Genomic DNA, 23,275 nt, shown 5'->3' with positions numbered 1-23,275 from the left:
AAGTTCCACGTGGAACATATATTCTTTTATAAAATATTTAGTGAAATTGCTTTTATTATCCAGCGTTAATATAATTATTTCCCAATGCAGAAATTGCTAAAAATATTATTTAGAACATCATCTGGAGTTACTAATCCTATAAGCTCTTCTGTTGAATGAGCAATCTCCTCTATTTTATGTGAGATAATTGCAATATCTCTTTCGTATTTAATAAACTCTTTTAGAGACAAAACCTGTTTAAAACACTGTAATATCAACAACTTATGCCTTTCGATAAGCATGGGGTCATTTTTTGTAAGCTCATCATATTTCCGACTAATTGAATCAAGAACTGTTTTACGTAGCTCGATTGGTCCTATGGGACCATTTTTGAATAACTTAGGTCCTATAGGACCAAAATTTTCAAATACACTTGTTGGTCCTATGGGACCAATATCATCTAATTGCTCAGCTAAAATAATTTTTTTAAAATTCAATCGAAATAAATATTTTGAAAAATGAACTTCGCTATTAAGCTTGGAAGCATGAGTAAAAATAATATAGTCAAAATCAAATTTCTCAAAAAAATTAGCTTCACTAAATTCTTCTGTTGAATTTATTAATAAAATTTTAAAGAAACACTCATCAACAAGTTTTTTCGAGCGATTAATCCCCTCTTTTTCAATAATATTACTGCTCTCTCTAACACCTGCAGTATCGATCATTTGAAAACTCAAACCATTGAGTTTAACAGACTCACTTATGAAGTCTCTTGTTGTACCTGGCAAATTGGTCACAATAGAGCGATCTTGTTCTAAAATATTATTGAAGAGAGTACTTTTTCCGGCGTTTGGAGGGCCAAAAATTCCGATTTTTGGATTTAAAAAATTTTGGTCATTATTTAAACATTTCTCATTCAAATTTTTAATTAAATTATAAAAATTTGAAAATCTTGCTTCAAAAAGCTCTTCTGCCTGCTGTTCACCAATATCCTCTAAGAAATCTATTGAAAGCTCTACAGAGCTTTTAAGATCTAGTAATTTTTCATATAAGTCGTTGTATATTTTATGAAGTTTCCCGTTAAGTATTGATAGTCCATGTTTGAGAGAGTATTCAGATTTTGCGTTAAGTAAAAGGTCTAGTCCCTCTATTTGCGAAAGACTGAGCTTTTTATTAAGGTAAGCGCGTAATGAAAACTCACCTGGTTTAGCTAGAGAAATATTCAACTCGCTACTCAACTCCCTTGTTATTCTGTCTACATTCAAAATATTTCCATGAACAGCAAGCTCTAAAATATTTTCACCATTATAACTGTTAGGTGCTTTATAAAAAGTGAGAACGACTTCGTCTAAAACTTCTTTTGAACTAGAAAGTATATTACAAAAATGCGCATAACGTGGAACAATTTTTTTTATATCAATAGATAAATAAGGATCAAAAATTGAGAGGTCTTCAAAACCTGAAATTCTAATCAATGAGATCGCAGCATTTGTTGCGTTACTAGTACTACAAGCAATTATTGGCCCAGAACTAAGTAACGCATCCATGTCAATCTATTACTCTGTAGACAATCATCTGTTGAGCAATACCAAATAAAGTTGAAACAAAAATATAGAGTACTAAACCGGCCGGTAAGTTCACCATGAAAAAGCAGAATATTATTGGCATAAACATCATAATCTTTTTCTGTGTAGGATCAGTTGTTGTTGATGGTGTTACTCGTTGTTGAACAAAGAAAGCAATTCCCATAAGAACAGGTAAAATATAGTATGGATCTTTTATACTTAAATCGTGAATCCAAAAAATAAACGGAGCTCCAACCAACTCTACTGCAGCGTAAAGAACCTTGTAGAATGCAAAGAATACAGGCATCTGTAGAATTAAAGGAAGACAACCTCCGATAGGGTTTGCACCTGTTTTTTTAAATAATTCCATCGTTTCTCTTTGAACTCTTTGGGGATCATTTTTAAACTTTTCTTTAATTCGCTGGAGATCAGGTTGAATTTTTTGCATGGCCTTCATACTTTTGAAGGATTTATACTGAAGTGGAAAGGTTAAAAGTCTAACAATTAATGTGACCAAAATAATGGCGAGTCCATAATTCTGTATGTATTTGTAAAAGAATTGTAGACCTCTTAGTATAGGAACTGCTATTAGGCCTAAAATACCAAAATCAACTGATTTATCTAAGTTACTACCTATGGAGTGTAAATTATCATAATTTTTCTTAGTAAAAACTATTTTGAATAAGAATTCGTTTTGTGCGTCAATATTTTTGACTTCATATTTCGAGGATTTTTCGCCAACTTTGTTTGATATAATTTTTGATATTTTTCCTTTTGGTAAAACTGCCGCAAATAGATGATAATTAAAATCGATCCCGGCCCATAAAAATTTTGCTTCTTCTACAAAATCTTTTCCAATGTCATAGCTGTCTACATCACTGGAGAAAAATTTGAATTTTTTAATTTGTTTATTTTCCAACTTTTTATCTTCAGTCAGAAAATTGAGTGAATATCTTCTTGGCAGTTGTGAATTTATTTTGAGATTTAAAAGGTTATCCTTATCTAGGACTAACTCTATATTGATACCATTATTATTGGATAAATTAAAATTTTCATCACTAATTTTCTCAACTGAAAACAACACAGAAGAGAATTTACCATTATCACCTTCAAACTGTAAGGACAGGGGATCTTTTCCTACTATTTCTTCAAAGGGAAATACAGCTGAGTTTGCTTTAATATCAATTATTTTTAAAGTGTTAGTAAGAGTATAGCTTACTTCTTTGTTTTTAATAACAAAAGTACTCTCGTCCATTTTTATCTGATTAACTTTTTCTTGTTCAGTTTTTAGTTGAACATTTTCAATGGTCTTTACTGATTCCTGCGTAGTTGTTTGTTCACTATTTTTTGAAGTTTCTACTTGAACTGGATCTGGCATAATCTTAGGACGTAAGAACATTTCCCAGGATACAAGAACAATTCCAGACAATACAACCGCAATAAATAATCTTTTTTGTTCATCGTTCATTATTACCTCAAGTCAATTTACATCTTTATATAAAGAGTTGTTGGATTTGTGAAAGGAGATTTTTCTCAATTTTTTTAAAAGAGAGCTCAATCTGCTTATAACCATTAGTTAACACGTGATCTTTAAATAGTTTTGGGCTTACTACAAACAAGATATCTTGTGAGCATGATACCAATTCCGATTTATAAAATAATTCCCTTAGAACACGTTTACAATAATTCCTATGTACAGCGTTTCCAACTTTTCTGGAAACACTTAAGCCAATCCTTGAATTAGTTAGATTTTTTCGACCTTTTTTAAAATAGATAGTTAGATATTTTGAAGAGACCCTACAGCTTCCTTCTCGAAGATAATCGAAATCAGATTTGTCTTTAAGTTTTGTGAGTGGGCCTCTTTTCACATTATTTATTTAGATCCAGTTGCTACACTGAGTCTTTTTCTACCTTTAGCTCTTCTTCTTGCAATGACGCTTTTGCCACCACTTGTAGACATTCTTTTTAAAAAACCATGCACTCTTAGTCTTTTTGTCTTCTTTGGTTGCCACGTTCTCTTAGACATATTCCACTTCCTCTAGTATTCATAAATCGGTTTATTCTGAACCATAGCTTTATAATCTTGCATGCAAAAGGTCAATGGCCACTTACACTTTTTTGTGTCTCACATGCCTTGCCTGAATAACTTAAGTCATGTAAATATTTCAAACGTCAATAAGGCACATGACGCACGTGTCGTATCGACTCTATTAGGGAGTATACTTTGGAAAATAAATTTCCATTTAATCATTTTTTAGGTACCGGACTGGCCGAGAGACCTAAAAAGCATGTTGAGATAGATCCAGATGAACTTCCTCTATTCAATTTCAATAAAAACAGCAGAGAAAAAGCAACAAATATTGTTGAACATTTTTTACCAACTAACTCTTTGACGAGTAATGTACCTGATGAAGTGAACGCATTTAATTCTGAAGAAATTCAAGATATCTGTGAAGAATTTCACCGCAGTATTCAAAAAAAAGTAGGTAAAGAAAAATACCTTGCTTACTTTAAAGGCACTTTTAATATTCAACAAATTACTCTCGAAAAAATAATATTCTCAACTTCTACTAAATTCATCCAGAACATTATAAACAAACACCATAAGAGTATTATACAAGAGTCTATTCAAGAGGCACTTGGAAAGGCCTATGATGTAGAAATTGTGGTAAAAACTTCTCATCAAACACTTAAAACTACTTCAAACTCTAATCATGAATATAATTTAGATAAGGTTATTCAAGAATCTAGGCCTAAAACGGCCAAGGAGGCGAGCTTCACCCTCGAATTAAATCCTACAAGGCAAGACTTGATGGATGAGGTGAATTCTACTTATATAAAGCATGTTAAAGACGATAAACCACTCTCACTTTTAATAGATACAGGGAAAACTTTTGATAATTTTATCGTTGGTCCTTCGAACAATTTGGCCTGTGCTACGGCCATAGCGATTGCTCTAGAACCTGGAAATAGAGGCAGATATCCTTCTGTTTATATACATAGTAATTCAGGACTTGGAAAAACTCACCTTCTCCATGCTGTTGCAAATCGAGTTACGGAGCTTCATCCAGAGCTTGTTGTATGTCTTAAAACGGCCAGAGATTTCATGAAAGAAATGATTGAATCCATTCAAAACAATAAAATTGGAGACTTCCAAAAAAGATATACAGAATTGATTGATGTACTCATGATTGATGACATTCATGAATTAAAAAATAAACATGGTACACAAAATGAATTTTTTCATATTTTTAATGAACTTTATAATAACGGGAAACAGCTCATATTTACTTCAGATAAGTCTCCTGAAGAAATTGATGGAATTGAGGAACGGATAAAATCAAGGTTACAATGGGGCCTTGTCGTAGATATTCAAAGACCTGATTTTGAAACAAGAATTGCTATTTTAAAAAGGAAGGCAAATAATCTTGACCTTTTCCTGTCAGATGAAATCATTGCTAAGATTGCTCATTCTGTGAGGTCTAGCATTAGAGAATTAGAAGGCTCACTAATTAAGCTCTCTGCATTTGCTGATGTTATGAAAGTTGAAATTGATGAAGAAATGGTAAAAGATTTATTGTCTTTAAATTCTGTAAATTCAGAAGGAGTTATTTCCATCGAAAAGGTTGGCAAAGTGATTTCGCAGCACTATGGAATACCTTTAGCTGATATCAAGTCTCGTTCAAGAAATAAGGATATAACTCACGCTAGACATCTTGCCATGTATTTAACTCAAAAAATGATTTCTGCAACACTTATTGAAATAGGACAATTCTACGGAGGACGTGATCACGCGAGTGTCATTCATGCCATTGATAAGGTCCGAGAAAAAATGGATAAAGTCCCTTCACTTTCTAAGGAAATACTTCAACTTGAAAATAAAATTCAAAACTAGAATTTCAGTGCATAATTTTAGGTATTTGAATAAGAAAATTTAGTAGTTTTTTCTCATCTATTTTTGAAATTATTCCGAAAACTAATTATGAAAATTTTGGAATTATTAAAATTTATTTTTGTTTTTTGTATTGTTTTTGTTGATATAGGTTATGCAGGTCTAGAAATAGTACAAAGTGAGGCCCCTGAAATTGACACATTTAAAGAGTACACAAAAATAGATGATCTCCGTCCACAAAGACAAGAAGATGAGTTTGAATATTTATCATCACAACTAAACTCGCTTTATCGAAAAATATCTGACTCAAATATGAAATACAAACCAAGCTTAAATGAATTATGGGAGGACTATTTTCAGTCAAAGTATATATCAATAGATGTTGATTACTTTTTGAATAATTCTGATTTTAAAGAGGGAAAAAGATATTTGGAACTTTATAAACAACAATTTGGAGAAAATTCTTATTATACTGCTAGAAAAGCGACATTAAAATTATTAGAAAACAAACATGACCTGCCTTCTATCCTAAAAAGTTATAAGGATCTTTATGAAAAAGGAAAAATTTCAAAAAAGCATTATGCTTCTATGCTAGAAGACATTTTTTTTTATACCGAACCACAATCAAATAAAGAAATTGAAGAAAAATTATCATTTCTTAATTTAAATGATGGAAACAATACTAATCTCCTAGATGTATTAACTGATTTAGATCCAACTTTTTATGGATCTTCTTTTAGCAAATATCCTGAAATAATAGATAAAATACTTAGCGATAAAAAATATAGTAAAATTCATCCAAAAATTTCTTGTAATCTACAAGAATATATCAAAGTTAAATCTAACTCTGTAAATGATGATGAAGAAAGAGATTTAATTTCTGAATGGACAATGAAAATTATTAACATTTACAAGAAGATAGAAACTAATAGTCATTTGGATGAAAAGCTTAGCTGGCACAAAACATGCAATAATGGACAAAGTCTTTATGATGCGATTAAAACAATTATTGAGGAAGGATTTTTAGATGCGTATCTAGAAATAGCACCAGTTGGTGAAAAAAAAGAACTTATTGAAATAGTAAACGCCAATTTTAATGAAATAGACGCTTTATGTGTTGAAACCTGGAGAATTTCAAATTTTTTAAACAAGATCCTAAAAGATATTAAAGTCTATGGTGACCAGAGAGTGAAAAAAAATTCATCCTCAAATCTTATGATGCAAGACTGTAACATAGAAGTGAAAATTTCCTCACCCTTAGATCATCTTTCTGTAAATAATGCGCGAATAATGAACTTAAAAATATCAAAAAACAACTACACCTTGAGTCCAGATTTTCCTAAAAATGGTGCATTGATAAATGATTTAATCATTCAACTCGAAAAATAACACAAAAGTTATCAACATTTTAAAAGTCCTGGCCTAGTACAATGTTGATAAGTTGAATATCGTACAATGTTGATAACTCGAGTAACTTGCGTCATAAAAAAGTTATCAACATTCAAAATGTGAAAAGGCCGTGAATAACTCAAATAGGCCGAGTATCCAAAAAGTTATCAACATAGTTTTCCACGGCCTTTTTTCAAAAATGTGGATAACTTTCCTGTTTAATTTCAAATATTTAAATCAGTTTTCCACAAAAATCCAAAAATGTGGATAACTTTTTTTCCACATTTAGGCTTTTCCTTCAAAAAGTTATCAACATTTCTCCAAAAATGTGGATAACTCTCTCGAAAACCTGTAAGAAACATATCTGTTAGATGTAAGATTTTTTAATGTGGAAAACTATGTTGATAACTTTTTAGTTTTCCACATTTTGGAATGTATTTTTTATAATATACGTAACATGAAACAATGTGCCACCGAAGTTATCCACATCAATGTTGAAAACTCATTTGTTGAAACAACCGATGTCTACTGGACTTTGAATAGTTTTCCACATTTCCACAATATATATATAATATATGTATATTAATTAATATTTATAATTATATATATGAATTTAGTGTCCAAACTTATTTCTTGATTAATTCAAATACTAATTATAAAAAATTGTAGCCTTTAAATTAGAGTGATTTATGAAAGTAACGCTAGAAACAGACCAATTTAAAAACGCACTGAATAAAGTACTTTCAGTTGTTGATAAAAGAAATACAAGACCTATTTTGGCCTACACACTTATAACTGCAAAAGATGACCATATCGAATTTACTGCAACTGATCTTGAAGTAGCAGCTCGAGTTTCAGTAGATGCAAATGTTGAAAACTCAGGTTCTTTTTGTGTAAATGCTAAAAATTTATTTGATATTTTAAGAGAACTTCCTAATTCAATTGTTCAATTTGAATACATTAAGGAACATAATTTTGCCCAACTTGTTTGCCAAGATTCAAAATTTAATTTGCTTGTATGTCCCAATGAAGATTTTCCTAGTTTTGTTTTTAACGAAAACGGTAATCGTTTTGGCATAAAATCATCTCAATTAACAAATATTATAAATAAAACAAATCATTCTATTTCAAATGATGAAACTCGTTTATATTTGAATGGCGTCTATTTGCAAGAGGTTGACCATAAATTAAGAGCTGTTGCTACTGATGGGCATCGATTATCTCTTGTTGAAACGGGAATACAAGAAAGCAACCCTACCCTCTTAAATGGTATTATTATTCCAAGAAAAGGTGTTTTTGAGCTTAAAAAGCTCGCTGATACTTTTCCTGATAGCGAGTTAAAAATATCTGTAGATGATTCTTTTATCTATGTTAATGCTGAAAACAGGTATTATTTATCTATTCGTTTGATATCAAGAGATTATCCAAAATACCAAGCGTCTATTCCAAATAAAACTCTTTACACTCTGAAAGCTGAAAAAAACGTTATATTGGACGCAGTTAAGAGAATAAAAATCATGTCTAATGAAAAAACAAATGGTGTTAGAGTTAGACTAAAGGAGAATGAACTTGAACTAACAGCAAATCATCCATCACTTGGAACTGCTGTGGAAAAGGTACAAGTTGATTATCATGGTAAAGATATGGAAATTGGGTTTAACGCTAAATTTCTAATTGATACATTTTCTGTTCTGGATGATGAAAATATTTCTTTAGAATTTAATAATGAGTTAAGTCCTGTTCTAATAAAGTCTTCTTCAAATTCAGATTTTTTAGGCATTGTTATGCCACTTAAATTATAAGTAATGTCCTTAAAAATTAACAAAATCTGTGTACAAAATTTTAGAAATTTAACAGATTCGACAATAGAGTTTTCTGAGAATATAAATTGCATCTTTGGTAAAAATGGTAATGGTAAAACTAATATATTAGAGGCCATCTTTTATTTATCTCACGGTAAATCTTTTCGTAAAAAATCGAGTTTTCCACAAATATTGAGTATTGATTGTGAAAAACCTGAATTAATAATCAGTTCAGTTTTTAGTGACAAGAATGATCTTAAGGCCTACTCATACAGACAGAGTAAGGAATTTGGACATTATTTTTTAGCAGGAAAAACTGCGAGAAAAAAACTGAAAATCCCTGTTGTATTTATCAATCCCATAGACTCTCAACTTTTTCACACAACACCTTCTGTTAGAAGGGATTGGTTTAATACATATTTTTCCTTATTAAGTGATGAGTATAAGAAAACTCTAAAAGATTATAATGATTGTTTGAAGTTTAGAAATTCATTACTAAGTAATAGGCCTTATAAATTTGAATCACAAATTAGGGCCAATGATATTAAATTTGTAACTCTTTCCTATCAGTTAAAGCAGTTAAGACTAGATTACATCGAGGAGCTCAATCCCTACTTAAGATTTAATTTTGCAGAAACCTTCGATAGTGAATATTTATTAGAAATAGAGTACCAAACAGAATTTAATACAGAGCATGATCTAAATCATAAGCTTTTAAATAATCTTAAAAAAGACATTTCTTTGGGATATTCGAGTTACGGAGTCCACAAAGATGACTACGTGCTTCAAGTTAATAGTATGAACGCTTATGAATTCTGCTCCCTAGGACAGCAAAAAATGAGTTATTTAAGCCTCTTATTTGCCTATATTGAGCTATTCAGGTATAAATTTAAGGCCTACCCTATCGTTTTGATTGATGACGTATCTGGTGAGCTTGATAAGCTTCGGTGGAAAAAGTTAATTCAGTATTTTTCCACAAAAAATTATCAAGTAATCATTACTACCGCAAATGAGAACTTTAGAGATGAATTAGCTGAAGTGGGCAATGTAAAAAACTTTATTGTCGAACAAGGGCATACAAAAGTTTTAAACTAGTTTTAATCCAGGAGATACAGTGGAAAACCCCTCACAATCAATTTCAAAAGTTGGTTCAACTTATACTGCCGATCAAATTAAGGTTCTTGAAGGTTTGGAGGCCGTAAGAAAAAGGCCAGGAATGTACATTGGTGACACGGGAGTGAGAGGACTTCACCACTGTGTTTATGAAATAGTTGATAACGCCGTAGACGAAGCATTAGCAGGATATTGTACAGAAATCAAAGTAATCATTCATGTTGATAATTCAGTAACTGTCGTTGATAATGGAAGAGGGATTCCTGTAGATATTCATCAAAAAGAAGGAGTTTCAGCAGCAGAGCTTGTTTATACAAAATTGCATGCTGGAGGAAAGTTTAACGAAGAAGGTGGGGCCTATAAAGTATCAGGTGGACTACATGGAGTTGGAGCAGCTGTCGTAAATGCTTTATCCAAATGGGTAAAGGTAGAAATCAAAAAAGACGGAAAAGTCCATCAAGTAAAATTTGAAAGAGGAAATACGGTTGAACCCTTAAAAGTTACAGGGGAAGTTACAAATGGTGAAACAGGCACAGCTGTCACTTTTAAAGCTGACAATGAAATTTTTGAGGTACACGAATATAATTATGACACATTAACTAATCGTTTTAGAGAAATGGCATTTTTAAATAGAGGCCTTAAAATTTCAATAAAAGATGAAAGAAATGAGAAAAAAGACACATTTCACTACGAGGGTGGTTTAGTAGAATTTGTAACTTATCTTAATAGAGCAAAAACCCCTCTACATAAAAAAGTGATTTATATTTCTGAGTCTAGAGAAGATCATGAAGTTGAAATTGCTATGCAATGGACCGATTCCTATTCTGAAGTTCTTTCTGGATATGCTAATGCGATTGCAACTCCTGAAGGAGGTACGCATGTTTCAGGATTTAAAACAGCTTTGACCAGAGTACTCAATTCCTACGCAAAAGATAATAATGTCTTAAAAAATACAAAAATGTCCTTAACTGGTGATGATATGAGAGAGGGCATCACTGCTATTATTTCAGTAAAATTACCAGAACTTCAATTTGAAGGACAAACTAAGTCAAAACTAGGAAATTCTGAAGTTGAAGGGATTGTGAATTCTCTTGTTGGTGAGGGACTAAAAAGATATTTGGAAGAAAATCCGGCCACATCTAAAATTATTATTAGGAAGGCCGCGGATGCTGCTGCTGCCAGAGAGGCAGCTAGAAAAGCTAGAGAATTGACGAGAAGAAAAACAGCATTAGATATTGGTGGACTTCCTGGAAAAATGGCGGATTGCCAGGAAAAAGACCCTTCACTTTGTGAAATATATATAGTCGAGGGTGATTCAGCTGGTGGTTCGGCCAAGCAAGGAAGGGATAGAAAAGTTCAGGCCGTCTTACCTCTTAAAGGTAAAATACTTAATGTTGAAAAAGCTCGATATGATAAAATGTTAGGTAATAATGAAATAAAAATGTTAATTCAGGCCATTGGAACAGGAATTGGTAAAGATCAATTCGATGTGAAAAAACTGAGATATCACAAAATAGTTATCATGACAGATGCTGACGTTGATGGTTCTCACATTAGAACATTACTACTTACATTGTTTTATAGACAATTTCCTGAGTTGATTGAAAATGGTCATATCTACATAGCTCAACCACCTCTTTATAAATATAAAAAGGGAAAAAAAGAAGAATATCTCAAGGATGAAAAAGAACTTGAAGAGTTTCTTGTAAGTAGTTCGGTTGAGTCAGTTGTAGTAAAAGTTGATTCAAATAGCTTAGATACATCTGATGTAAAAATGATTGTCAATAAGTATAAGAATTATAAACGCCATCTTGACTCATATAATCTACATTTTGATTCGGATCTTTTAAAACAAATTATTGAGAACATAAACTTGAATAAAGAAACACTTGATAATGTCGATAAACTCAAAGTTTCTGTGAATAAGTTGGAAAAATATTACATTGAAAGAGAAAATGAAAACTTAAGAAAATATGAATTTAAAATTGAAGAAGATTTAGAACGTAAGTCTAATTCGATACATGTTAAAGTAACTACAACAGCTAGGACAAAGAATTTTAAAATCACACCCTATTTTATTGAGTCTCCCGAATATGCAGATCTCGTAAACAACTATGAAGGAATTCAAAAATTTGCTTATAGTACTTTCAAGGTCACAAATGATAAAAATATTGAGAAAAGCTTCGAAAATTTGGAAGATTTCACAAACTTTATTATCGAAGATGGTAAACAAGGTGCATACATTCAACGTTATAAGGGACTAGGTGAGATGAACCCTGAACAACTTTGGGAAACAACAATGAATCCAGAGAACCGCACCCTTTTAAAAGTGAATATTGATGATAGTATTGAGGCCGATCAAGTGTTCTCAATTCTTATGGGAGATAATGTTGATCCTAGACGTGAATTTGTTGAACAAAACGCACTTAATGCAAGAAACTTAGATATATAATTTGATAGGATTATAAAATGTCAGAAAATGAAAATATTAATGAAGGAAAAATAGCTCTAATTAATATACAGGATGAGATGAAAAGCTGCTATCTCGATTACGCAATGTCTGTAATTGTTGGACGTGCACTTCCTGATGTTAGAGATGGACTTAAACCCGTACACAGACGTGTGCTATATGCTATGCATACTCTAAATAATTACCATAATAAACCTTTTTTAAAATCTGCCAGAGTTGTTGGTGATGTAATCGGTAAATATCATCCACATGGAGACTCGGCCGTCTACAATACAATCGTTAGATTAGCTCAAGATTTTTCTATGAGATATCCTCTTATAGATGGACAAGGAAACTTCGGATCTATTGATGGTGATTCTGCTGCCGCCATGAGATATACTGAAATTCGGATGAAAAAATTATCTGAGGAAATGTTAAAAGATTTGGATAAACAAACAGTTGATTGGCAGCCCAATTATGATGACTCTTTAAAAGAACCACAGGTTCTACCTGCTAAAATTCCAAACCTACTCGTCAACGGATCAGCAGGTATTGCCGTGGGGATGGCCACAAATATACCACCTCATAATTTAACTGAAGTCATGAATGCTTTAATTGCTCTCATTGATAAACCTGAATTGAATATAAATGAATTAATGAAGTTTATACCTGGACCTGATTTTCCAACTGCAGGGGCAATTCACGGAACTCAAGGTATTAAATCTGCCTATCATACAGGTAAAGGTGTAATCCAAATTAGAGCAAAAACTGAAGTTGAATCTTTTGGAAAAGATAGAGAAAGAATTGTTATTTATGAACTACCCTACCAGGTAAATAAAGCTAAACTCATTGAAAAAATTGCAGGTCTTGTTAATTCTAAAGAGATCACAGGTGTTTCAGATATTAGAGACGAATCGAACAGAGAAGGAATTAGAGTTTGCATCGATCTTAAAAAAGGAGAAATTGCAAGCGTTATCCTGAATAGACTCTATAAAACAACTCAGCTTCAAGTATCTTTTGGGATTATATTCTTATCCATAAATAATGGAACTCCAAAGGTAATGAACCTGAAAGAGCAGTTAAGAGCTTTTATTGACCATAGAAGAGAAGTTGTTATTAGAAGAACAATTTTTGAACTGAAGAAAGCTAAAGAAAAAGCTCATATTTTAGAAGGTTTAAAGGTAGCTGTTGAAAATATTGATCCTATAGTAGAGCTCATCAAAAAATCAGAAGGACCTTCACAGGCCAGAACAGCTCTTCAAAATAAATATTCGTTGTCTGAGATTCAGGCCCAGGCCATCTTAGATATGAAACTACAAAGAATCACTGGACTTGAAAGAGATAAAATTGTCAAAGATTATGAAGCAATTATGAAAGAAATTGCTCGACTTCAAGATATTTTAGATAGTGAAGATTTGTTGAAAAAAATAATTAAAGAAGAATTTGTTGAAATAGTTGAAAACTATGGAGATGAAAGAAAAACTGAAATTGTTGGTAAAGCTGATGAAATTCAAGTTGAAGATCTTATAAAACAAGAAGAAGTCATTGTTACGATAACCCACAAGGGATATATCAAAAGAATGGCCTTAGATACATATAAGACTCAAAAACGTGGTGGAACAGGTGTCAAAGGTGGTGGTTTCTCAGATGATTTCTACACTGATATTTTTACAGCTGATACACATGATACCCTACTATTATTTACAAATAGAGGAACAGTGTTTTCATTAAAAGTTTATAACGTTCCCGAGGGGACTAGAATATCTAAGGGACGCAATATTGCAAACCTCGTCTCAGTTCCTAGTTCTGAAAAAATTAAGGCCATTTTGAGAATTCCTAAAGAGCACGATTATAAATATTTTATCTTTGGAACTCAAAGAGGAATTGTAAAAAAATCTGAAATTTCTGAATACAAACGAATTGCAACTTCAGGATTAAGAGCAATTAAAATTTCAGATGGAGATAACCTTTTAAAAGTTGCTTTAACTGATGGCAAAAAAGATGTTCTCTTATGCTCATCTTCAGGAAAAATAATACGTTTTGCCGAAACTGATTGCAGGGCCCAAGGTAGAGTTTCACAAGGAGTAAAAGGGATAGCTCTTAGTGATGAAGAACGAATTATTGGTATGGAAATAATTGATGATTCTGTTGAAATACTGTCTGTAACTGAAAATGGATATGGAAAACGAACTAAAGCAAGTGAATATCGTAAGCAATCAAGAGGTGGTAAAGGTATTTTGGCCATGAAACTTACTGAAAAAAATGGTGAAATTATAGAAATCAAACCAGTAAATGATACTGACGATCTTATGATTATCACCAATAAAGGCCAAGTTATTCGTACAAAAATGTCTGGAATTTCTATGATGGGAAGAACGACACAAGGTGTACGTATTATTCGACTAAAAGATGACGAAAAAGTAGTTGCTGTAGAAAATATTGTAGAAGATGATGAAGAGGAAGAAAAATAATATTGCCTTGGAGTCACCAAATGATAATAAAGATAATATTTTTAATTTTATTATCATCTTGTGACTTCACTCCACGTATACATAAAGAAATACTTAAAGCACAAGAACACATTCTTAATAAAGAATATGTTGAGGCCGTAAATCTTTATGAAAATATTTTAGAAAAAAGACCTGCGAACCAAATCCAAATGAAAGTTCATTTTCAATTGGCTGAACTATATTCCATTTACATAAATGAGCAAGAAAAAGCGAAAAAGCATTATTCTAAAATTAAAGAAATGACAAATGATCCGTTATGGCTTGTAAAATCAGAAGAAAAAATAGCCGAAATTAATTTTTCTTACCTGAAAAATTACTCAGCTGCAGTTGAAAATTATACTTTACTCTACAATTTTGTTCCAAAGTTAAATAAAGTTGACTTTTATCAAGAACGTTTAGGCGAGGCATATTTAAAACTTGAAAACTATGTTAAAGCAATTGAAGTTTTTTTTCTATTAACTAAAAATAAAGATCGACAGTTTCAGGCCAAAGGCTATTTTAATTTGGGTATGTGCTACTTTGAACAAAAACAATGGCGTAAGGCAATTGCCCATTGGAAAGAATATATAAAACACGAAACTCGCAAAGATCATATTATTCAAGTAAAATTTCTCATGGCAAATACATATGAAACCATGGAAAGATTAAAGCAGGCATACGATCTTTATTATTCACTATTGGGAGAATACCCAAATACTCAAGTTATAAAAAATAGATTAAATTCAATTTATGAAAGACGTGTGGCCAGAAGAAGATGAAAATCGAAAAAAAATACGCTAAGATTGTGGGTCTTGCATTAAGTTTTCCTTCAACTATTTTTGTAGGTGCTTATTTGTCACATATCCTGTATAAAAATGAAATTGTTAGTAAACCAATTGCTGTGATTTTATTTTTATTAATTATCTGCAATACTCTTTTTTTAATTGTTTATTATGCACTTCGTAACGGCCATAAGTCTTAAAAATTATATTCTTTTTACTGTACTAACGACTCTAATATCATTTCTTATATGCAATGGACAAAGTGAGATCTTTGGAGTTTTTATAGTCTATTTTTCAACAATCATTAATCATATTTTATTAATAGAATTAGTTTATATGCTCACTGAAAATGCTAAAGGTTCCACTACGAAACTAAGTCGAAAGAAAATTGTTTTTTGTGCTATAGGTAAAATGGCCATTTTAGCAATGGGCCTAACTTTTGGTGTACAATTGATGGGAAAAAGAGTAATTATAGCGGTGCTAAATTACGTAATTCAAATATTTATTCTTGTACTGAGTATAAAGAAGACTTGAGGGATAATTCATGAGTCGACAGTTGTTGAAAACTTTAAGTTATACATTTTTATTTGCTTCAATCTCCACAAATTTACTGGCCAATAGTGAATCTTTTACTTGGCTTGGCGGTTTAACTCATACCCTCCATCTTCCTTGGCAAGTTGTTCATTTTGCATTTGTGGCCTTACTATTGATTTTTGGAAGTATTATCTATAGAGCAACGTTATCTTCAACTAGTAATGCCATTGTACCTGATAAAGGTATTACATATAGAAACATTGTTGAACTCTATGGGCAATTTATCTATAACCAGTGTAAGGCAGTTTTAGGCGAAAAAGATGCCCCAAAATATTATAAATTCGTTGCGACTATCTTCTTAGTTATATTTTCTTCAAATGTAATAGGACTTATTCCGGGATTTGTTCCACCAACTGAAAATCTCTCTACAACATTAGCTTTGGGTTTATTTTCATTTCTTTATTATAATTTCAAGGGATGTAAGGAACTAGGAGTTATTAACTATATTAAGCACTTTGCTGGCCCTCTTTGGTACCTGGCCGTCTTAATATTCCCAATAGAAATACTGTCTAATATTATTCGTCCTGTTTCTTTGGCCTTAAGGTTAAAGGGAAATATGATGGGAGACCATAAAGTTCTAGAAGTTTTTTCAGGGCTTGCTCCCCTATTTATTCCAATTGTTTTTATGGCCTTAGGACTTCTTGTTTGTTTTATCCAGGCCTACGTTTTTACGATGCTTTCAATGGTATACATTAGTTTAGCGACTGCTCATCACGATCATGATGAGCATCACGCACATTAATATTAAAGACTTTTTAATTTAGGAGAATGTTATGAAAAAGTTGATTTTATTGTCTCTTGTTATTTCTGGTGCTGCTTTTGGTTCTGAAGGTGAAGTTGCAAATTGGACTCAAGCTGCAAAATTCATTGCTTACTTTTTAGCTATGGCCATTGCTGCTTTTGGTGGTACAGCTGCTCAATCTAGAGCTGCTTCAGTTGCACTTGAAGGAATTGCTAGAAATCCATCTGCTGCTGATAAACTACAAACTCCAATGATTCTTGGACTTGCCCTTATGGAATCACTTGTAATTTTTGTACTTATTTCAGTTTTCTTAGCTTAATTTTAATAAAGTTCAAATATAGCTTCAGGCCGCTAGATCATAGCGGCCTTTTTTTTACCCCTTTACATTTTGATGTGCCATATTAAAAGAATTAGTGTTTTCATTTCTTACAGGTATTGTCATAATATCTTTATCGAGTTTTTCGAACAATTAAGGAGAGCGTTATTAAAAAAATTTTTAGTATGTTCTTAATATTTTTTATTAATACTGTGGTTTATTCTAATAGTAAAATGCCTCATCTCTATTTAGGTCCTACTGAAATTTTATTCAGTAAGAGTATAGTGACCGAAGCAGAGTACGATATTTATTCTGATGGTGTAGAATCACATACTTATATCACAAATCCACTGAAGGATGATCAAAGTGTAATGTTTGCAGTGTCACCCATGGTTTGTTTAGATTTTTATCCACTAAAACAGACAACAGAATGTCTAACAATTGATCCTAATAAATTTCAAGTATATTATAACGAAAAAGAAATTGATGCATTTGAAACACACGTTGTTGCTCTCTTTAATAATAAAAGGATTGATTTAACTCCCCTATTATCAAAATATTATCCGATTAAAGAAAATATGGAATATTTTGAATTTTACAAGCTCTTTAGCAAGAAAGATGAAAATAAAAAAATGGATAAACTTATTGCCGATGAAGCGTTTTGTAAAAATTTGAGAAATAATTATAAGATTTATAATTGTAAAGATCTTAAAAACCTCAGTTTTTATATGGAATATAGATTTCCTGAAATATTAAAATCAAAAAAGAAAAATTTGCTTACTATTATCCAAAGAAATCAACCCCCTTCTTTTATGGGAACGTTGAATATTTCAAATATTGAAAATAGTTCAAGTAGATCAAATGAAAATATTTGTCCTACTCCTCGGTTTAAAGAAGTTGTTGGTGAGCTAGCAAAAGATTGTCTAATTGATTCTCGCTATCATGGAATTATCTTTGGATCAGTTCATGACAATCAAAAAGTTAAAATAAATATACATAGAGAAAGTCTCACCCCTAGGAGAAGAAAATTTTATATGTCTTCTTGTTTTGATTTTAAAAATCAACTCAAGGAGATTGAAGGTGGATTTTCTTATTCAACCCAAAAATTCATGACAGATCAAAAATTATTAGTTGGATTGTTTAACTGCAGAAATAAATAACTGAAAAGATTCAATCATGAATTTTAGTGTGTTTAAATTTTGTATATATTTTATTACTGTTTCTTGCTTGGGTTCTTCTCTTATATCAAAAGGTCTGTATGAGGGACATAATCCAAAAGATAATTCTAAATGCCGCTTTAATGTGCTCAAAATCGCTCATAAAAATCGATCTGCTTCTCCCCTACATAGAATAATATTTCTAAGTTTCGATAATATAATTTTTAATTTTCAACATTCGATGAATTTTGATTTTGATGAAACTCAGATATCTAATTTTATTTTTGATAATAAAAAAATGATTGATATTATCCAAATTGGTTATAGACTCTATCCTGCTAAACTATATTTAGATCCCTTAAAGAATTATCAAGAAATTCAAAAATTTGAATACCTGAATCCTGTCTCAGGTATTCATGTATGTGAATTTCCGACAAAAATATCAAGCGAAATACTTGATTAAAGAATTTTGCTCAGGTATTTGTTTTATATTTTTGTGCATTTCATGATGCTAAAAAATATATTAATTCATATTAAATTTAACTTTTTTTAGATAAAAATCAAGAGGGAAAAATTTTCCAAATAATAAGATTTTTAAATATTCAAGAGGAAAAATTTCTCATGTTAAAGAATCCATTGTTAGTTTTTGACAGCAAAGCATAGCAATACGTTTATCAAAGTATGAGCTTTCATTTACAAAAATTGGATAGAAATCATTTTGAGCATAAATAATTGGTCTAGTAGGGGATATAAGCAATGGATCATTCTTGTTAATGAGTTTAAAATCATTAACTGTTTTGGGTATATAGTATGTAAAATCTGGAAAATTATTTGGAAAAACTATAGTGTCAAAAACTTTAAAAAATTCATATTGAAAAAAATAGATATGATTAATATTCAGAATATTTGTCAGAATACAATTTACAATAACATCCATTTTTTCAAGATAAAAGTGTGAGATTGTATTATGTGCAATGGGCCCAAACTCTAGAAGAATTCCATGCTTAAAGTAATTACTTAAAAATGATGAGTTATTATCTAAATGTATTGTTTCGATAATGAATGTATCAGGACTATCATTTTTTACATTTGAAATTATTTTTTTGACTACGGAGCTAGTTCTTGAATTAACAAGAGTTGAGTGCATGTTTGATGTTGCAGAATGAAGATCAATTATAAAAGTACTTTGTTGATCTAAATGTGAAAATTTATTTTTAAATATTTCGAATTCTTTTGTTTCATGATTTTCATTTTTTTCACTTTCAAGAATCCTATTTAAATCTTCATCAATGTAACGAACACCATTTTGAAGGGCCAGTTTATTGGCCTCATGAACATGAATTCTAAAGTTTGGAAATTTTTCCCTCAATTGATCAATATAATTTCGTGTATAATAAACGCCAGTAGGTTCATTTCCATGTGTAGCAGAAAGAAAGATAATATCACTAAACATTCGTATTCCTTGTTAGTTCATACATATATATTGCTGCACTTATAGATGCATTTAAATGTAAAGTTGAATGACTTATTGGTATTTTTGAAACAATATCAGAAATTTCTAAGATTTGCTTATCTATTCCATGGCCCTCACTTCCAATGATAATAAGGGAATTTGAATCAAATTTTGTTGCAGAAATTTCCTTTGAATTTTCCTTATTTGCTGTTGAAATAATTTGATACGTATTTCTAAGCTTTTGAAGATCTTGTATTAAATTTTGTGAATAACTCACATTTATATTAAAAATATTTCCCATAGAAACCCGAATGCAACGCCTAGAAAAAGGATTCACAGTTTTCTGATCAAAAATTATATTTTTAATATTAAAAGCAGCAGCTGTTCTAATAATAGATCCAACATTTTCTGGTGAAGTAAGGCCATTGAGGCAAATCGCTGGACCTGACAAAAAGTTTATATCTAATAGGGGTGGTGCATCAGCAATAGCAATTATTCCCTGGTGAACTTTGTGGCCAATAATTTTTTCTAAATCATAATTTTCTAAAATGTGTATATGAGTATCTGTCATTCTTCTATGATCTAACAAGTTTAAATATTTTTCTTGAGTAAGTATTTCATGAATTTTTAAATCTGTTTTTAACAATTGCATGAAACATTTTGGGCCATCGACTATAATTTTTTGATAATTATCTAATTTTTTTAAGCTTGAGAATTTTTCAATGAGTTCATCAGTAGGGGAGTTATTTTTATAATATTTCACTTAAGAAAATGCCCTGTATAAGAAGATTTGATATTTTTGAGTTCATCACGTAGGCCTGAAAAAAGAATTGTTCCTCCTTTTTCTCCACCTTCAGGGCCCAAATCTATGATCCAGTCTGAATTTTTAATGACATCTAAATTGTGTTCAATGACGATCATTGCATGTCCCGAGTCAACTAACTTTCTAATTGCAACAAGTAAAATATTTATATCTTCAAAATGAAGACCTGTTGTTGGTTCATCCAGAACATATAAACATTTACCTCTAATGGATTTTGCTAACTCTTTTGCTAGTTTCAGTCTTTGGGCCTCACCACCTGAGAGAGTCGTCGCTGATTGGCCTAATTTCATATATCCAAGTCCAATAGAGTTAAGTGTCTGTAAAATTTGCTTGATTTTATTGTGATTTTCAAAAAAACTACAGGCCTCTTCAATTGTAAGCTCTAATATATCAGCTATATTTTTTCCACGGTATAGAACTGATAATGTATCATCATTATATCTTTTACCATTACATTCAGAACAAGTAACAAAGACATCTGGTAAAAAATGCATTTCAATTTTTTTTACTCCATTTCCCTCACATTCTTCACATCTTCCACCCTTAACATTAAAAGAAAATCGTCCTTGTTTATAGCCTCTGACTTGTGATTCTGGAGTTTTTGCAAATAAAGCTCTTATGAGATCAAATAATCCGCTATAAGTTGCTGGATTTGAGTTTGGAGTTCTTCCAATAGGGGATTGGTCAAGTTCGATTATTGATTTAAATTGCTCACTTCCCGTTAAGGACTGAAAATTGCTTCTTTTATAAAGATGGCCATTTTTTTTATCTATTTTATTTTTAAGAGCAGGAACAAGTATTTGATGAATTAAAGTTGATTTTCCTGAACCTGAAACTCCTGTAATGCAAACGAGTCCATTACTTGGAATTTTCACATCAACAGATTTAAGATTATTTTGACTAGCACCACATAAGACTAAAAAATTTTCAGGTGAATAATTTTTTGGGATACAGGAGATTTTCTTCTTACCTGATAGATATTTTGCGGTTATTGTATTAAGATTTTGAATTTCTGAAAGTAAACCCTGTGCGACGATTTTTCCTCCGTGTATACCAGCTCCTGGCCCAATATCAATTATATGGTCGGCCTCACGTATTGTTTCTTCATCATGTTCAACAACGATGACAGTATTGCCGAGATCTCTTAATTTTTTCATAGTACTTATAAGTTTTTTATTATCTCTTTGATGAAGACCTATTGAGGGTTCATCTAGTACATATAAGACTCCAGAAAGAGCTGAGCCAATTTGAGTGGCAAGTCTGATTCTTTGTGATTCACCACCAGAGAGTGTTGCCGCAGATCTATTTAAAGTAAGATACTCAAGGCCTACATCGATCAAAAATCCTAATCTTGAGAGAATTTCTTTTAGTAATTTATCTGCGATAATTTTCTTTTCACCATCTAATTTAATATTCTCAAGTTTATTTAATGTTCTAACAATAGGGGAGTTTGCAAGATCCATAATATTGAATTCATTAATTTTAGTTGAAAGAGCTATTTGATTTAATCTATCTCCCTTACACATTGGGCATTTTTGAATATGCATGTACTCTTCTAAGCTGGATCTAACTTTTTCAGAAGAACTTTCAAGATATTTTTTTTCTAACCAGGAAATAAGCCCTGGAAAAGGTTTAGAAAATTCAAATTTTGAGTTTTCTGAAGTAAATTTATACCGATAAACTTTAGAACTGCCTTCGAAAAGTAGAGTTTTGAATGAATTTGTAAGATTTTTATAAGGAATACTGAGATCAATTTTTTCTTCCTGTGCTATACTTAAAATCATTTTATAAAGAAATGAACTTTTTTTATTAACAGGAGAAAGTGCTCCATCAAGTATTGAAAGATTTTCATCAAAGATGATCCCTTCTTTTGTAATAACCTTTGATTCTCCAATCCCATTGCATTTAGGACATGCTCCAAAGGGTGAGTTGAAAGAGAAAAGTTTAGGATTGAGTTCAGGAAGAATTTCACCAGTTACAGGTGAAATATTTTTTTCTGAAAAAAAATAAACATCATCATCAATTAATATGTTTATTTTTCCATGTCCTAGCTTCAGTGCCAATTCAATAGAATCAATTAAGCGCTTCTCATTTTCTTTTTTGTTAGTGAGTCTATCAATTACTAAGTCTAAACTATTTATTGAGGAGAACTTTGTTATTTCATCAATTTTTAATATTTCATCATTTATTTTAACCCTTAAGTATCCCTGTGTTTTATAGTTATCAAAGAACTTTGAGTTTAATTTTTTTGGAATTGAAAGAGGGGATAAAATATGAAGTTTAGCATTTTCTTTTTTTTCGGCCGTAAACTTTGCAATCTGACTAGGTGAGTATGACCTAATTATTTGCCCCGAATCAGGGCAATATAAAGTTCCAACACGAGCAAAAAGTATCCTAAGATAATCATAAATTTCAGTGATCGTTCCTACTGTTGATCTTGGATTTCTAGAAGTGCTTTTTTGATCAATTGCAATTGCTGGAGAAAGTCCTGTGATTGATTCGACATCAGGAGGTTGATATTGACCTAAAAATTGCCTTGCATAAGATGAGAGAGATTCAATATATCTTCTCTGTCCTTCAACATAGATAGTATCAAAGGCCAAAGAAGATTTACCAGAACCTGAAGGGCCTGTAATGACAGTAAGAGTGTTTTTAGGAATTTTTAGTGAAATTTCTTTTAGGTTATGAACTTTTGCTTTTCGAATAACGATGTGGTCAATTCCCATAATA

The 23,275-nt window shown here is 31.3% G+C and carries 19 protein-coding genes; 12 read left to right on the top strand and 7 right to left on the bottom strand.

Features of this window, described 5'->3' with window-relative positions; all coding sequences use genetic code 11:
* Positions 1–74: 74 nt before the first annotated feature.
* The 4 genes from H6622_03370 to rpmH are packed head-to-tail and all read right to left on the bottom strand — an operon-like array spanning position 75 to position 3,570.
* Positions 75–1,526, bottom strand: coding sequence for a 50S ribosome-binding GTPase (locus H6622_03370; protein ID MCB9060544.1), 1,452 nt, complete (start codon positions 1,524–1,526; stop codon positions 75–77).
* Position 1,527: 1 nt separating this feature from the next.
* Positions 1,528–3,012, bottom strand: coding sequence for a membrane protein insertase YidC (locus H6622_03365; GenBank protein MCB9060543.1), 1,485 nt, complete (start codon positions 3,010–3,012; stop codon positions 1,528–1,530).
* A gap of 25 nt (positions 3,013–3,037) precedes the next feature.
* Positions 3,038–3,412: a ribonuclease P protein component gene (gene rnpA, locus H6622_03360; protein MCB9060542.1), complete on the bottom strand. Its 375-nt coding sequence runs from the start codon at positions 3,410–3,412 to the stop codon at positions 3,038–3,040.
* Positions 3,413–3,417: 5 nt separating this feature from the next.
* Positions 3,418–3,570 carry a 50S ribosomal protein L34 gene (gene rpmH, locus H6622_03355; GenBank protein MCB9060541.1) on the bottom strand — a complete coding sequence of 51 codons (153 nt, stop codon included), beginning with the start codon at positions 3,568–3,570 and terminating at the stop codon, positions 3,418–3,420.
* Between the two features lie 198 nt (positions 3,571–3,768).
* Between rpmH and dnaA the strand changes: the two genes are divergently transcribed.
* From dnaA to H6622_03295, 12 genes are all read left to right on the top strand, one after another.
* Complete coding sequence (gene dnaA / locus H6622_03350) at positions 3,769–5,439, top strand: chromosomal replication initiator protein DnaA (protein MCB9060540.1); 1,671 nt, start codon at positions 3,769–3,771, stop codon at positions 5,437–5,439.
* A gap of 87 nt (positions 5,440–5,526) precedes the next feature.
* On the top strand, positions 5,527–6,825 hold the full coding sequence (locus tag H6622_03345) for a hypothetical protein (GenBank protein MCB9060539.1): 1,299 nt from the start codon (positions 5,527–5,529) through the stop codon (positions 6,823–6,825).
* Positions 6,826–7,514: 689 nt separating this feature from the next.
* The gene (gene dnaN, locus H6622_03340) at positions 7,515–8,627 is read left to right on the top strand and encodes a DNA polymerase III subunit beta (protein ID MCB9060538.1); all 1,113 of its coding nucleotides are present in this window, start codon (positions 7,515–7,517) and stop codon (positions 8,625–8,627) included.
* Positions 8,628–8,630: 3 nt separating this feature from the next.
* Positions 8,631–9,722, top strand: coding sequence for a DNA replication/repair protein RecF (locus H6622_03335; protein ID MCB9060537.1), 1,092 nt, complete (start codon positions 8,631–8,633; stop codon positions 9,720–9,722).
* A gap of 19 nt (positions 9,723–9,741) precedes the next feature.
* Positions 9,742–12,192: a DNA topoisomerase (ATP-hydrolyzing) subunit B gene (gyrB, locus tag H6622_03330; GenBank protein ID MCB9060536.1), complete on the top strand. Its 2,451-nt coding sequence runs from the start codon at positions 9,742–9,744 to the stop codon at positions 12,190–12,192.
* A 17-nt stretch (positions 12,193–12,209) separates the two neighbouring features.
* A complete protein-coding gene (gene gyrA / locus H6622_03325) occupies positions 12,210–14,660 on the top strand; it encodes a DNA gyrase subunit A (GenBank protein ID MCB9060535.1) in 2,451 nt (816 codons plus the stop codon).
* A gap of 20 nt (positions 14,661–14,680) precedes the next feature.
* Entirely contained in the window at positions 14,681–15,457 is a 777-nt protein-coding gene (locus H6622_03320; GenBank protein ID MCB9060534.1) for a tetratricopeptide repeat protein, read from the top strand.
* Positions 15,458–15,631: 174 nt separating this feature from the next.
* Positions 15,632–15,994 carry a hypothetical protein gene (locus tag H6622_03315; protein ID MCB9060533.1) on the top strand — a complete coding sequence of 121 codons (363 nt, stop codon included), beginning with the start codon at positions 15,632–15,634 and terminating at the stop codon, positions 15,992–15,994.
* 10 nt (positions 15,995–16,004) lie between these two features.
* Complete coding sequence (gene atpB / locus H6622_03310; protein ID MCB9060532.1) at positions 16,005–16,796, top strand: F0F1 ATP synthase subunit A; 792 nt, start codon at positions 16,005–16,007, stop codon at positions 16,794–16,796.
* Between the two features lie 31 nt (positions 16,797–16,827).
* Positions 16,828–17,115 carry an ATP synthase F0 subunit C gene (locus H6622_03305; protein ID MCB9060531.1) on the top strand — a complete coding sequence of 96 codons (288 nt, stop codon included), beginning with the start codon at positions 16,828–16,830 and terminating at the stop codon, positions 17,113–17,115.
* A gap of 182 nt (positions 17,116–17,297) precedes the next feature.
* The gene (locus H6622_03300; GenBank protein ID MCB9060530.1) at positions 17,298–18,272 is read left to right on the top strand and encodes a hypothetical protein; all 975 of its coding nucleotides are present in this window, start codon (positions 17,298–17,300) and stop codon (positions 18,270–18,272) included.
* Positions 18,273–18,288: 16 nt separating this feature from the next.
* Positions 18,289–18,732: a hypothetical protein gene (locus H6622_03295; protein ID MCB9060529.1), complete on the top strand. Its 444-nt coding sequence runs from the start codon at positions 18,289–18,291 to the stop codon at positions 18,730–18,732.
* Between the two features lie 156 nt (positions 18,733–18,888).
* Here H6622_03295 and H6622_03290 read toward each other — a convergent pair whose 3' ends face one another.
* From H6622_03290 to uvrA, 3 genes are read right to left on the bottom strand one after another with little or no spacing between them, the layout of a single operon-like run.
* Positions 18,889–19,722: a succinylglutamate desuccinylase/aspartoacylase family protein gene (locus H6622_03290; protein ID MCB9060528.1), complete on the bottom strand. Its 834-nt coding sequence runs from the start codon at positions 19,720–19,722 to the stop codon at positions 18,889–18,891.
* Positions 19,715–20,485, bottom strand: a complete 771-nt coding sequence (locus H6622_03285; GenBank protein ID MCB9060527.1) for an RNA methyltransferase — start codon at positions 20,483–20,485, stop codon at positions 19,715–19,717. Before H6622_03285 ends, H6622_03290 begins: the two co-directional genes overlap by 8 nt.
* Complete coding sequence (gene uvrA / locus H6622_03280; GenBank protein ID MCB9060526.1) at positions 20,482–23,271, bottom strand: excinuclease ABC subunit UvrA; 2,790 nt, start codon at positions 23,269–23,271, stop codon at positions 20,482–20,484. Before uvrA ends, H6622_03285 begins: the two co-directional genes overlap by 4 nt.
* Positions 23,272–23,275 lie beyond the last annotated feature (4 nt).

The sequence above is a fragment of the Halobacteriovoraceae bacterium genome (assembly GCA_020635115.1).
GTDB lineage: Bacteria > Bdellovibrionota > Bacteriovoracia > Bacteriovoracales > Bacteriovoracaceae > JACKAK01.
Note: the sequence above shows the minus strand (reverse complement) of the source record. Positions and strands in the feature narration are given on the sequence as shown.